This is a genomic window from Aureimonas sp. CAS (genome assembly GCF_059838215.1).
Window position 1 is genome coordinate 3375434 of sequence record NZ_CM187563.1, and the last position, 12889, is coordinate 3388322.

Annotated in this window: 13 protein-coding genes; 9 read left to right on the forward strand and 4 right to left on the reverse strand. The window is 69.9% G+C overall.

What is annotated here, in order from left to right; genetic code table 11:
- Positions 1 to 60 precede the first annotated feature (60 nt).
- The 9 genes from AC6R2M_RS16260 to AC6R2M_RS16300 all read left to right on the forward strand — a co-directional run bounded on the left by AC6R2M_RS16260 (position 61) and on the right by AC6R2M_RS16300 (position 9691).
- Positions 61 to 1176, forward strand: coding sequence for an NADH:flavin oxidoreductase/NADH oxidase (locus AC6R2M_RS16260; protein ID WP_500483927.1), 1116 nt, complete (start codon positions 61 to 63; stop codon positions 1174 to 1176).
- A gap of 58 nt (positions 1177 to 1234) precedes the next feature.
- Positions 1235 to 2143: a diaminopimelate epimerase gene (gene dapF, locus AC6R2M_RS16265; protein WP_500483929.1), complete on the forward strand. Its 909-nt coding sequence runs from the start codon at positions 1235 to 1237 to the stop codon at positions 2141 to 2143.
- The gene (gene mtaB, locus AC6R2M_RS16270; RefSeq protein ID WP_500483931.1) at positions 2140 to 3414 is read left to right on the forward strand and encodes a tRNA (N(6)-L-threonylcarbamoyladenosine(37)-C(2))-methylthiotransferase MtaB; all 1275 of its coding nucleotides are present in this window, start codon (positions 2140 to 2142) and stop codon (positions 3412 to 3414) included. Before dapF ends, mtaB begins: the two co-directional genes overlap by 4 nt.
- Positions 3415 to 3480: 66 nt before the next feature.
- On the forward strand, positions 3481 to 3798 hold the full coding sequence (locus AC6R2M_RS16275; protein ID WP_500483933.1) for a hypothetical protein: 318 nt from the start codon (positions 3481 to 3483) through the stop codon (positions 3796 to 3798).
- 148 nt (positions 3799 to 3946) lie between these two features.
- Entirely contained in the window at positions 3947 to 5389 is a 1443-nt protein-coding gene (gene ftsY / locus AC6R2M_RS16280) for a signal recognition particle-docking protein FtsY (protein ID WP_500487630.1), read from the forward strand.
- Between the two features lie 51 nt (positions 5390 to 5440).
- Positions 5441 to 6643, forward strand: a complete 1203-nt coding sequence (locus AC6R2M_RS16285) for an alpha-hydroxy acid oxidase (protein ID WP_500483935.1) — start codon at positions 5441 to 5443, stop codon at positions 6641 to 6643.
- Between the two features lie 113 nt (positions 6644 to 6756).
- Positions 6757 to 7410: a septation protein A gene (locus AC6R2M_RS16290; protein ID WP_500483937.1), complete on the forward strand. Its 654-nt coding sequence runs from the start codon at positions 6757 to 6759 to the stop codon at positions 7408 to 7410.
- Positions 7411 to 7491: 81 nt separating this feature from the next.
- Positions 7492 to 8388, forward strand: a complete 897-nt coding sequence (locus tag AC6R2M_RS16295) for a tellurite resistance TerB family protein (RefSeq protein ID WP_500483938.1) — start codon at positions 7492 to 7494, stop codon at positions 8386 to 8388.
- 343 nt (positions 8389 to 8731) lie between these two features.
- Entirely contained in the window at positions 8732 to 9691 is a 960-nt protein-coding gene (locus tag AC6R2M_RS16300) for an IS110 family RNA-guided transposase (protein WP_500481999.1), read from the forward strand.
- A gap of 391 nt (positions 9692 to 10082) precedes the next feature.
- Here the strand turns inward: AC6R2M_RS16300 and AC6R2M_RS16305 are convergent, their stop codons facing one another.
- The 4 genes from AC6R2M_RS16305 to atpD form a co-directional block, all read right to left on the reverse strand.
- The gene (locus AC6R2M_RS16305; RefSeq protein WP_500483940.1) at positions 10083 to 10643 is read right to left on the reverse strand and encodes an NUDIX hydrolase; all 561 of its coding nucleotides are present in this window, start codon (positions 10641 to 10643) and stop codon (positions 10083 to 10085) included.
- A gap of 142 nt (positions 10644 to 10785) precedes the next feature.
- A complete protein-coding gene (locus AC6R2M_RS16310) occupies positions 10786 to 11190 on the reverse strand; it encodes a F0F1 ATP synthase subunit epsilon (protein WP_500483942.1) in 405 nt (134 codons plus the stop codon).
- Positions 11183 to 11416, reverse strand: coding sequence for a glutathione S-transferase (locus tag AC6R2M_RS16315; RefSeq protein ID WP_500483944.1), 234 nt, complete (start codon positions 11414 to 11416; stop codon positions 11183 to 11185). Before AC6R2M_RS16315 ends, AC6R2M_RS16310 begins: the two co-directional genes overlap by 8 nt.
- Positions 11416 to 12864, reverse strand: a complete 1449-nt coding sequence (gene atpD / locus AC6R2M_RS16320) for a F0F1 ATP synthase subunit beta (protein WP_500483946.1) — start codon at positions 12862 to 12864, stop codon at positions 11416 to 11418. Before atpD ends, AC6R2M_RS16315 begins: the two co-directional genes overlap by 1 nt.
- Positions 12865 to 12889 lie beyond the last annotated feature (25 nt).

Genomic DNA, 12889 nt, shown 5'->3' on the forward strand with positions numbered 1-12889 from the left:
GGGCTTGATCGCGGGCGGAACGAGCGCGACATGAAGGCTCCTTTCACGGAGACCTGCCCGATGAGCCGACTGTTCGAGCCGATGACGATCGGCACGCTGGCCCTGCCCAACCGCATCGTCATCGCGCCGATGTGCCAGTATTCGGCCAAGGACGGCGTGCCGGGCGACTGGCACCGCGCCCATCTCGGCCAGCTCGCCATGTCGGGCGCGGGGCTCCTCATCGTCGAGGCGACCGGCGTCTCGCCGGAGGCGCGCATCACGCCGGGCGACACGGGCCTCTACGACGAGGCGACCGAAACGGGCTTCGCCGACCTGATCCGGGGCATCCGCACCTTCTCCCGGATGCCGCTCGCCATCCAGCTCGCCCATGCCGGCCGCAAGGCGTCGAGCCGGGCGCCCTGGGAGGGCGGCGCGCAGATCGCGCCGGGCGAGCCGAACGGCTGGGAGACGGTCGCGCCATCGAGCGTGCCGCACGGCGAGGGCGAGGTCGCCCCGCACGAGCTCGACGCCCAAGGGCTCGACAAGGTCCGGCGCGACTTCGCGCAGGCGGCCCGTCGCGCCGACCGGCTCGGCTTCCATGGCATCGAGGTCCACGGCGCCCACGGCTACCTCCTGCACCAGTTCCTCTCGCCGGTCGCCAACAGGCGGACCGACGCGTATGGCGGGAGCCTCGAAAACCGCATGCGGTTCCCGATCGAGGTCTTCGATGCGGTGCGCGGCGCCTTCTCCGGGGACAAGCCGGTCTGGGTGCGGCTCTCGGCCAGCGACTGGGTGGAGGGCGGCTGGGATTTGGACAGCACCATCGCCCTGTCCAAGGCGCTCGAGGCGCGCGGCTGCGCGGCGATCCACGTCTCGTCCGGCGGCGTCGCCGCGAACCAGAAGATCGCGCTCGGCCCCTCCTATCAGGTGCCCTTCGCCAAGGCCGTGAAGGCGGCGGTCTCGATCCCCGTCATCGCGGTCGGGCTGATCACGCAGGCGCGGCAGGCCGAGGCCATCGTGGCCGACGGCGAGGCCGACGCGGTCGCCCTGGCGCGCGGCATTCTCTACGATCCGCGCTGGCCCTGGCATGCCGCGGCCGAGCTCGGCGCGCAGGTGGACGCGCCCCCGCAATACTGGCGCTCGCAGCCGCGCGAGGCGAAGGATTTGTTCCGCGCGGCGAGCTTCGGCCAGCGCTGAGACCGGCCGGGCCGGGGACGGGTGGCGTCCCGGCCCGGCCTTTGCCATATAGGCGGCCATGACGGACAGTGCGGATCAGGTCTCTGGCAACGGCGTGCCCTTCGCGCGCATGAACGGGCTCGGCAACGAGATCCTGGTCGCCGATCTGCGCGGCCGGGCCGACCGGATCACGCCCGACGCCGCGCGCGCCCTCGCCGGCCGATCCGAGACGCATTTCGATCAGATCATGGCGGTGCACGACCCCGTCACGCACGGAACCGACGCTTTCGTGCGCATCCTGAACGCCGACGGCTCGGAGGCCGGCGCCTGCGGCAACGGCACGCGCTGCGTCGTCCAGGCGCTCGCAGCCGAGACGGGCCAGCGCGACTTCACCTTCGAGACCCGCGCCGGGCTCCTCTTCGCGAAGGAGCACGAGGACGGCCTCGTCTCGGTCGACATGGGACGCCCGTGTTTCACGTGGGACAGGATCCCGCTTTCGGAGGAGTTCGCCGACACGCGCGCGATCGAGCTGCAGATCGGCCCGATCGATGCGCCGGTCCTGCACTCGCCCTCCGTCGTCTCCATGGGCAATCCGCACGCGGTCTTCTGGGTGGGCGAGGACGTCTGGTCCTACGCGCTCGACCGCTTCGGCCCGATCCTAGAAAATCACCCGCTCTTTCCCGAGCGCTGCAACATCACCATCGCGCAGGTGACGGGGCGCGAGACCATGGTCATCCGCACCTGGGAGCGCGGCGCGGGGCTGACGCGAGCCTGTGGCACCGCCGCCTGCGCCGCCGCCGTCTCCGCCGCGCGCACGAACCGCACCGGGCGGCGCGTCACCGTCACCGTTCCGGGCGGCGATCTCCTGATCAACTGGCGCGAGGACGATCACGTCGTCATGACCGGCCCGTCCGAATGGGAATGGTCCGGCCGCCTCGACCCCGAAACCGGCGCGTTCGAGCGCGACGCCGACGCGGTGCCGGCATGAGCGGCGTCGAGATCGTCTCCTTCGGCTGCCGGCTCAACACCTACGAGGGCGAGGTGATGCGCGCGCAAGCCGAGGCCGCCGGGCTCGGCCTCGCAGAGAAGGCCGTCATCATCAATTCCTGCGCCGTCACCGCCGAGGCCGTGCGTCAGGCGCGCCAGGCCGTCCGGCGCGCGCGGCGCGAGAACCCGGAGGCGCGGATCGTCGTCACGGGCTGCGCCGCGCAGACCGACCCGGACGCCTTCGCCGGGATGGCCGAGGTGGACGCCGTCCTCGGCAACGAGGAGAAGCTCAAGAGCGACAGCTACCGGCGCCTGCCCGATTTCGGCGTCTCGGCCTCCGAAAAGATCCTCGTCAACGACATCATGAGCGTGTCGGAGACCGCCGGCCACATGGTGGACGCCATCGAGGGCCGCGCCCGCGCCATCGTCCAGATCCAGAACGGCTGCGACCATCGCTGCACCTTCTGCATCATCCCCTATGGTCGCGGAAACTCGCGTTCGGTGCCGATGGGCGCGGCGGTGGACCAGATCAGGCGCCTCGTCGCCAACGGTTACCGCGAGGTGGTGCTGTCGGGGGTGGACATGACGAGCTGGGGCGCGGACCTGCCCGGCGCGCCGAAGCTCGGCATCCTCGTCCAGTCCATCCTGCGCCACGTGCCGGACTTGGAGCGGCTGCGCCTGTCCTCCATCGATTCCGTCGAGGCCGACGAGGCGCTGGTCGAGGCCGTCGCCTCCGAAGCCCGCGTCATGCCGCATCTGCATCTCTCGCTCCAGGCGGGCGACGACATGGTTCTGAAGCGGATGAAGCGCCGGCATCTTCGCGAGGATTCCATCCGCTTCTGCGCCGACATGCGCGCCGCGCGGCCCGACATCGTCTTCGGCGCCGACCTCATCGCCGGGTTCCCGACCGAAACCGAGGCGATGTTCGAGAACACGCTGGCCCTCGTCGAGGAATGCGGCCTGACGCATCTCCACGTCTTTCCGTTCAGCCCGCGCGAGGGCACGCCCGCCGCGCGCATGCCGCAGGTGGAGAAGAGCGTCGGCAAGGCGCGCGCCGCGCGTCTGCGCGAGGCCGGGGCGGCGGCCGTCGAGCGCCATCTTTCGAGCCGCGTCGGCACGGTCCAGCGCGTCCTGGTCGAGCGCGAGGGATTGGGCCGCGCCGAGGATTTCACCCTCGTCTCATTGCCGCACGGCCTCCCCGGCGAGATCGTCGGCACTATGATCACCGGAGCGAGAGACGGCCGGCTCGTCGGCGCGCCCCTCGCCGCCTGAGACGGCCCCGAATCGACACGGTCGCCCGAGCGGCCCGGATTGCAAGAGAAGAAGGAACCGAACCCCATGGCCGAGCAGGGAGGCTTCTTCCGCCGCATCTTCTCCTTCGGGCAGAAGCCCGAGCCCCATCCGGGCGGAACGCAGCCCGACGTCGATCGCCGCGCCGAGGCCGAGAATCTCGTCGCCGCGCCCGATATCGCGACGAAGGCCCCCGAGGCCCCGGACAACGACGCGCACCAGCTCGCCGCCGCCTCCTCCAACGCCGACACCGAGGCGGGCGCCGATCCGCGCGCCTCCGACGAGGGCGGCATCGAACCGCTGCACCCCGCATCCCCGCCCCACGACGGCGGCTCGGCGGAAAAAAAACTCCGAATTCCTGACTGATCCGGGCGAGGCCTCGCCCGTCTCCAGATGGACCGTGGCGGGCGAAGAGCTGCCGCCGTCCGAACCAGGCGAGCCCGTCGTCTCCGGCACCGCCTTCCTCGACGCGCCGCTTCCCCCGGAAGGCGAGGACGATGTCGCCTCCGAGCCGGTGCCGGACGGGGGCTCGGACGATTTCTCCTTCCTCGACGAGCCGACCGTGCCGGAGGAGGAGCCGAAGGCGGATTTCTCCTTCCTCGAAGCCCCGGTCGCCGAGACCCCCGCCGCCGCCGAGTCGAACGACGAGCCTGCGATCGCGCCTGCCGAACGCGAGATGATCCTCGCCGACGGCGGTATTCCGGCGACGGACGATCCTTCCGCCTCCGAAACGATCTTCGCGCCCGAGGAGGATGTGGACCGGGACGAGTTCGCCTGGCTCGACGCGCCTCTGGACCCGGAGGAGGACGAGGCCCTCTCCGCTCCGGCGAGGACGGCCGCCGAGGCGCCCTCCGCCGACCCGCTCGCGGGCGAGCCGGACCGCATCGACGCGGGCGCGGCCGGTCCGCTGTCGGATCTTCCGGGCGTCGCGCCGATCCCGGCGCCCCCGCCCGCGTCCGGCGAGGGCTGGCGCGTTCGCGAGGCGGCGCCGGGGGCGATCGCCTCCCCGGCCGCCGTCACGCAGACGAGCTGGTTCCAGCGCCTGCGCGAGGGCCTGTCGCGCTCCTCCGGTCAGCTCTCCGGCCAGATCGCCTCGCTCTTCACCAAGCGCCGCCTCGACGAGGAGACGCTGCAGGATTTCGAGGACGTGCTGATCCAGGCCGATCTAGGCGTGGAGACCGCGACGCGCATCACCGACCGTCTGTCGGAAGGGCGCTTCGGCAAGGAGATTTCCGGCGCCGAGGTCCGCCGGGTGCTGGCCGACGAGGTGGAGAAGACGCTTCTGCCGGTGGCCATGCCGCTGGAGCTCGACCTGTCGCACAAGCCGCACGTCATCCTCGTCGTCGGCGTCAACGGAACCGGCAAGACGACGACGATCGGCAAGCTCGCGGCCAAGCTCGTGGCCGGGGGCATGAAGGTGACGCTGGCGGCGGGCGACACGTTCCGCGCCGCCGCCGTCGAGCAGCTGAAGATCTGGGGCGAGCGCATCGGCTCGGCGGTCGTCGCCAAGGCCATCGGCGCGGACGCGGCGGGTCTTGCCTTCGAGGCCTATGACGAGGCGGTCGCCAACGGCTCCGACGTCCTGATCGTCGATACGGCCGGTCGCCTGCAGAACAAGGCCGAGCTGATGGCCGAACTGGAGAAGATCGTGCGCGTGTTGAAGAAGCGCGAGCCGAGCGCGCCGCACACGGTCCTCCAGACGCTGGACGCGACCACGGGTCAGAACGCGCTCCAGCAGGTGGAGATCTTCCGCAACGTCGCGGGCGTCAACGGCCTCGTCATGACCAAGCTCGACGGCACGGCGCGCGGCGGCATCCTCGTCGCCATCGCCGCCCGCCACAGGCTGCCGGTCTTCTTCGTCGGCGTCGGCGAGGGCATCGACGATCTGGAGCCGTTCAGCGCGCGCGACTTCGCGGACGCCATCGCGGGCCGCACGGGCGCGCCGGGCGAGCTATGACGGGGCTCCCTCCCCTTCTATAACGGTCCCGAACGGGAGAGGATGTGCGACATGGCGCGGGTGGTGACGACGATCGAGGATCTGCGGATCAAGGCCAGGCGCCGGGTTCCGAAGATGTTCTACGACTATGCCGATTCCGGCTCCTGGACGGAGACCACCTACCGCGCCAACGAGACGGACTTCGCCGCCATCCGCCTGCGCCAGCGCGTGGCGGTGGACATGCGCGATCGCTCCCTGAAGACCACGATGATCGGGCAGGAGGTCGCCTTGCCGATCGCCCTCGCCCCGACGGGCCTGACGGGCATGCAGCATGCCGACGGCGAGATCCACGCCGCGCGCGCCGCCGCCAAGGCGGGCATTCCCTTCACGCTTTCCACGATGAGCATCTGCTCCATCGAGGACGTGGCGGAGAATTCGCCCGAGCCCTTCTGGTTCCAGCTCTACGTGATGCGCGACCGCGACTTCGCGCGCTCGCTGATGGACCGGGCCAAGGCGGCGGGCTGCACGGCGCTGATGCTGACGCTCGACCTGCAAATTCTCGGCCAGCGCCACAAGGACGTGGTCAACGGGCTGACGACGCCGCCCAAACCCACGCTCGCCAACATCCTGAATCTGGCCACCAAGCCGCACTGGTGCCTCGGCATGGCGAAGACCCAGCGGCGCACCTTCCGCAACATCGCCGGACACGCCAAGGGCGTCTCGAACATGTCCTCGCTCTCCTCCTGGACGGCCGAGCAGTTCGACCCGGCCCTTTCCTGGGACGACGTCGCCGAAATCCGCGACTATTGGGGCGGCAAGCTGATCCTGAAGGGCATTCTGGACGCCGAGGACGCGATCAAGGCCGCCGAGATCGGCGCGGACGCCATCATCGTCTCCAACCACGGGGGCCGGCAGCTCGACGGCGCCCTCTCCTCCATCGCCGCGCTTCCCGCCATCGTGGAGGCCGTCGGGACCAAGGTCGAGATCTGGATGGACGGGGGCGTGCGCACCGGGCAGGACGTGCTGAAGGCAGTGGCGCTCGGGGCGCGCGGCGTCCTCATCGGCCGCGCCTTCCTCTATGGCCTGGGCGCGGGCGGCGAGGCGGGCGTCACCAAGGCCATCGAGATCATCGCCAAGGAGCTGGACGTCACCATGGCGCTCTGCGGCCACCGCGACATCCGCAATGTCGGGCGGGACGTGCTGGTGCCCGGCACCTACCCGGAGGCCGACCCCGCGCCGTTCCTCCGCCATGCCGCCGCGCCGGGCACCACCTGAAATTCGGCGCTTTCGCCAGCCAGAGCATGTTCGGCCGGAGCGCGGACGCGCCGGCCGAGGACGATGCGGCGAGAGAACGGCCGCGGCGACGACGAGACGAGAGATCTGAGACCATGAGCGAGCGCATTCTCGAACGGGCGCCGAACGCGCCGGCCAAGCCGGAGATGAACCCGATCCTGAAGTTCGCACTCGAACTCGGGCCGCTTCTCGTCTTCTTCTTCGCCAACAACCGCGCCGAATGGATCGTGGAGACCGTCCCGGCGCTCGGCGCCATGGGCGGGCCGCTCTTCGTCGCCACCGGCCTGTTCATGGGCGCGACGGTGATCGCGCTTTCGGTCTCCTACGCCATGACGCGCACGCTTCCCGTCATGCCGCTCGTCTCGGGCGTCTTCGTCGTCGTCTTCGGCCTCCTGACCCTCTGGCTGCAGGACGAGCTCTTCATCAAGATGAAGCCGACCATCGTGAACGGCATCTTCGCCGCGATCCTTCTCGGCGGGCTCTTCTTCGGCAAGTCGCTCCTCGGCTACGTCTTCGACCAGGCCTTCAAGCTCGACGCCGAGGGCTGGCGCAAGCTCACCTTCCGCTGGGGCCTGTTCTTCATCTTCCTCGCCGTCCTCAACGAGGTCGTCTGGCGCCTGACCTCGACCGACTTCTGGGTTGCCTTCAAGGTCTGGGGCACGATGCCGATCACCATCGCCTTCATGATGGCGCAGGTGCCGCTGCTGAAGCGCCATTCGCTGGAGCCTCTGCCCGAGGACAAGCGCTGAGGAGCGCGCGCGCCGTCGCGTCTTGCCATCGGCGGACCGCGACCCCAACTGCCCACGACCGATGATCAGGATCGCGGATAGATGATCGACGCGCAGCGACTTCTCGACCAGTTTCTCGGCTCCGGCGCGGCGCGCCAGAGCGTCGGAAGCCCCGAGGCCGGCACGGGCCGGGCCTCCACCGGCAACACGCTTCAGGAGGGCCTGGGGCAGCTTCTGGGCGGCGCCCTCGGCGGAACGGGCGCGGCCGGGCAGAGCGGCGGCTTCTCGGGCGGCCTGTCGGACATCGCCGGCAAGCTTGGCGGCGGGGGCGGCGGCCTTTCGAGCCACATTCCCGGCGCGCTGGCGGGCGGGCTCGCGGGCTACCTCCTGCGCGACAAGGGCATGAAGAAGATGGGCGGCACGGCGCTGAAGGTCGGCGGCCTCGCCCTCGTCGCGGGCCTCGGCTACAAGGCCTGGACCAACTACCAGGCGCAAAGCCGGGCCGGCGGGGCCTCGCAGGCGGGCGCCGCGCACACGGTGCCGACCGGCGCCCCTCAGCCCCGCGCCCTGCCGCGCCCGGTGGAGGAGGCGGTTCCCTCCGCCGAGGGCACGACCTTCCTTCCCGCGCCCAACGAGGCGGACGAGCGGGCGCGGTTGCTTCTCTCGGCCATGATCGCCGCCGCCAAGGCCGACGGCTACATCGACGCGGAGGAGGAGAAGGCGATCTTCGGCCGCGTCGACGATCTGCAGCTCGATTCCGAGGCCAAGGGCCTCCTGATGGACGAGATGCGCCGGCCGAAGACCATCGACGACCTCGTCGCGCGGGCGCAGACGCCGGAGGTGGCCGTCGAGGTCTATGTCGCCTCGATGATCGCGGTGGACGCCGACCACCCGGCCGAGCGCGCCTATCTCGACATGCTGGCCGCGCGGCTGGGCCTGGAGCCCGACCTCGTCGCCGAGATCCGCCGCACCGCCGACGAGGCCCGCGCGCCGGCCTGAGGCTCGGAGCGGCGAAGGATCGGGATCAGAAAGAGGCGCCATTCCTCTCCCGCTTGCGGGAGAGGGTGGCCGCGCAGCGGCCGGGTGAGGGCATGAAGCCGCAGCGCGCGCTGAGCCGTGCATCGGCGATGCGCCCTCCGAAGCCCTTGTCTGTGCCTGGATGTTGTAAGCTGTTTCTGTCTTCCGGGACGCCCGCTTGGCGCTCCAACGCCAAGCGGGCTGTTGGCGGAGGGGCCGATAAGCCCTGAGCGTCGAGCGCTGAGGATGAGCAGGGCCGCCGCCGACGTTTCATGACCCGGATGGTTGCAGGGACGAACGGGTCCGAAGCCACAAGGATGGGTCGATGGAACGGGCACAGCGTAACACGAAAGTCGCCGGAATCGATGTGGGGAAGTTCTGGCTGGACGTGGCGATCCACGGCCGGGACGGGACGCGCCGGTTTGCCAATGACGAGGCGGGCCTGACAGGGCTTGCGGTCTGGCTGGCCGAAGAGGGCGTGGTCCGCGCGGGGCTGGAGGCGACGGCCGGCTACGAGCGGGCGGCCCGCTCGAGACTGGAAGCCGAGGGCGTTCAGGTGATCGTCCATCAGCCGCTGGAGGTTCGGCTGTTTGCGCGGCTCAAGCGCTGGAAGGCCAAGACCGATCGGCTGGACGCGGTCCTGATCGCGGCGGCGACGGTTCAGGTCGAGACGGTCCGGGCCGCTCGGGACCCGCTCCTGGTCGAGTTGGCACAACGCCTGACCGCCTATGAGCACATCACCGACAAGGTCGCCGACCTGAAGACCTTCATGGAGCATGTCGATCTGCCCGACCTCGTCGAAAGGCTGGGCCAGGAAATCGGGAGCCTTTCGCGTCTCAAGGTCAGGCTGGCGAGCGATATCCTCGCCCGGATCAAGGCCCGCCCCGATCTTCTGACGCGCTACCGCCTGCTGTTGTCCCTGCCGGGCGTCGGGCCGATCGTGGCCGCCAGCCTGCTGATCCGCATGCCCGAGCTCGGCGCCATGCGGCGCGGTCAACCGGCCGCCCTGCTCGGCGTGGCTCCGCTCGACCGGCAGTCGGGGCAATGGAGGGGCCGAAGCGTCATCGGCGGCGGCCGGGCCCGTCCGCGCCGGATGCTCTATCTCGCCGCCATCGCCGCCAAGCGCTGCGACCCCGGCTTCAAGGCCTTCGCCGAGAGACTGATCCAGGCCGCAAAGCCTCCGAAGGTCGCCATCGTCGCCGTCATGCGAAAGCTCATCGAGGCCGCCAATCTGGTCCTGCAAAGACAGCAGCCATGGACCGCGCAAACCGTCCCAACGACATAGTTGCTCATCCCCCTGCCGGGACCTTCTCCCCACGGGGGAGAAGGAAGCCGCTCGAACGCCTTGCCGATCCTCGTGAGCTGACGGACGTGTCAGAAGGACCGACGAGACGAGCGGCTCGTCCCGGACACGCGAACGGCCGGATGAACGCCTTGTAGGGCTCTGACCTGACAGCTCTCTCGGCTCCGCCGCCCCTCATCGCCTGCCGGCACTTCTCCCCGCAGGGGAGAAGAATGCGGTTGCGGCGTCGGGCTCCGTGAGCTCGTCCTCGGGCGACGAAGATCGTGCGACAACACCGAAGCCTCGCCCTTCTCCCCACGGGGGAGAAGGTGCCGGCAGGCGGATGAGGGCTTCGAAAGGCGCCGAGCGACGCGGAGCGACGTGGAGCGAGACCTTACAGCGCCTCGTCGCTCATGCGCGTCCCGTCGGGCAGCTCGTCGGCGTTCCGGCCGAACGGATTGGCGAAAGGCGTCGCGCTCCCCTCCTCGGCACGCCGGTCGTGCTCCAATGCCCAGTGGACCGACGGGAAGGCCAGCCCGTCGTAGGGAACGTCCTCGGGCGCGAAGAACGCCACCTCCAGGCTCTCCGGCCCGGCCGCGACCTCGCCCGAGCGCAGCGTCGCGCGATAGATCAGCTGCACCTGGCTGAGCCGCGTGACGCTGTAGATCGCCAGCAGATCCCCCAGAACGAGATCGGCCCCGGCCTCCTCCCGCGCCTCGCGCCGGGCGCCCTCTTCCGGGCTCTCGTTCAGCTCCAGATAGCCCGCCGGGATCGTCCAGAAGCCGCGTCGCGGCTCGATGGCGCGCCGGCACAGCAGGATGCGGCCCTCGTGCCGCACCACCGAGCCGACCACGATCTTGGGGTTCTGGTAGTCGGTGAAGCCGCAATGGTCGCAGATGCGGCGTTCGAGCGTGTCACCGGGAGGAACGCGACGGGAGAAGGAGGGCTCGGTCATGCCGGGTCAAATGGGCGCCGCGCGCCGATCGGCCAGCGGGCGACCCGAAACGACGAAGGCCCGAGGGTCGGGATCGACCGTCGGGCCTTCGAGAAGCTGGAATCGTTTGCAGGACGCGTGCGCTCGGCGCGCTCGAAACCGTTCAGGCGCGCAGGGCGTCGCGCGCGTTGACGAGGTCGCTGACGCGCTGCTCGGCGCGGACCTTCGGGTCGCCGTCCGCGGCCGACGCGGCGGCCTCGCGGGCCTCCTCGATGTAGCGGTCGAGATCGGCGGCATCCATGTCCGCGACGTCCGAGGCCTGCTCGGCCAGAAGCGTGAAGCCGCGCGGGTTGATGTCGGCGAAGCCGCCCTGGATGAAGATCCGGCGGGTGGAGCCGCCCGCGAGCGTCACCTCGACGAGGCCCGCCTTCAGCGTCGCCATCAGCGGCGCGTGATGGGCCATCACCGTCATGTAGCCTTCCGTCCCCGGCGCGACGACGGCCGTCACGTCCTCGGACACGACCAGCCGCTCGGGGGACACCAGTTCGAATTTGAAGCTGTCAGCCACTGTGTGTTGCCTTGCCTGGCTCCGAGAGGTGGAGCTCCGCCTGAAGCGCGGTCTCGAAATGGCGGACCGCGATCTCGAATTTATCGCGGCAGCCGGAATTGCAGAACCCGACCACGCGGTCTTTGTACAGCGTCAACGCGTCGCCCGAGATCGGCTGGCCGGACCAGGGGCAGGTGGCGTTGACGGCGTCCTCGATCCTCAGGGTCTCGGACGCCGTCATCTGCATCAGGCCTGTGCGGCCATCTTCTGGGCCTTCTCGACGGCCATCTCGATGGAGCCGACCATGTAGAAGGCCGCTTCCGGCAGATGGTCGTACTCGCCCTCGACGAGGCCCTTGAAGGACTTGATCGTGTCTTCCAGCGGCACGAGCTGGCCGGGCGAGCCGGTGAAGACCTCGGCGACGAAGAAGGGCTGCGAGAGGAAGCGCTCGACCTTGCGGGCGCGCGCCACCGTCAGCTTGTCCTCTTCCGAGAGCTCGTCCATGCCCAGGATCGCGATGATGTCCTGCAGCGACTTGTACTTCTGCAGGATCTGCTGGACCGCGTTCGCGACATTGTAGTGCTCCTCGCCGACGATCAGCGGCGAGAGCATGCGCGAGGTGGAGTCCAGCGGGTCCACCGCCGGGTAGATGCCCTTCTCGGAGATCGCGCGGTTCAGAACCGTACGGGCGTCCAGGTGGGCGAAGGAGGTGGCCGGCGCCGGGTCGGTCAGGTCGTCGGCGGGCACGTAGATGGCCTGGACCGAGGTGATCGAGCCCTTGTGCGTGGTGGTGATGCGCTCCTGCATCTGGCCCATGTCGGTGGCCAGCGTCGGCTGATAGCCCACCGCCGACGGAATACGGCCGAGAAGCGCCGACACCTCGGCGCCCGCCTGCGTGAAGCGGAAGATGTTGTCGACGAAGAAGAGCACGTCCTGGCCCTGGTCGCGGAAGTGCTCCGCGATGGTCAGGCCCGTCAGCGCGACGCGGGCGCGGGCGCCCGGGGGCTCGTTCATCTGGCCGTAGACCAGCGCGGCCTTCGAGCCGGCGGTGGAGCCGCCGTTCTCATGCGGGTCCTTGTTCACGCCGGACTCGATCATCTCGTGATAGAGATCGTTGCCCTCGCGGGTGCGCTCGCCGACGCCGGCGAAGACGGAGTAGCCGCCGTGCGCCTTCGCGACATTGTTGATCAGCTCCTGGATCAGAACCGTCTTGCCGACGCCCGCGCCGCCGAACAGGCCGACCTTGCCGCCGCGCGCATAGGGCGCGAGCAGGTCGATGACCTTGATGCCGGTCACGAGAATCTGCGACTCGGGGTTCTGGTCGATATAGGCCGGGGCCGGCTGGTGGATGCCGCGCTTCAGCTGCGAGGCGATCGGGCCGACCTCGTCGATCGGCTCGCCGATGACGTTCATGATGCGGCCGAGCGTCTCGTCGCCGACCGGCACCTGGATCGGGCCGCCGGTGTCCTTCACCGGCTGGCCGCGCACCAGACCCTCGGTCAGGTCCATCGCGATCGTGCGGACGGTGTTCTCGCCGAGGTGCTGGGCGACCTCCAGAACGAGCCGGTTGCCGTTGTTGTCGGTCTCCAGCGCGTTCAGGATCTCCGGCAGCCCGCCGTCGAACTCGACGTCGACGACGGCGCCGATGACCTGCGCGATGCGGCCCGTGCCGCTCTGAACCATTGTGTCAGCCATCGAAGGCCTCCTCTAGAACCGTCCT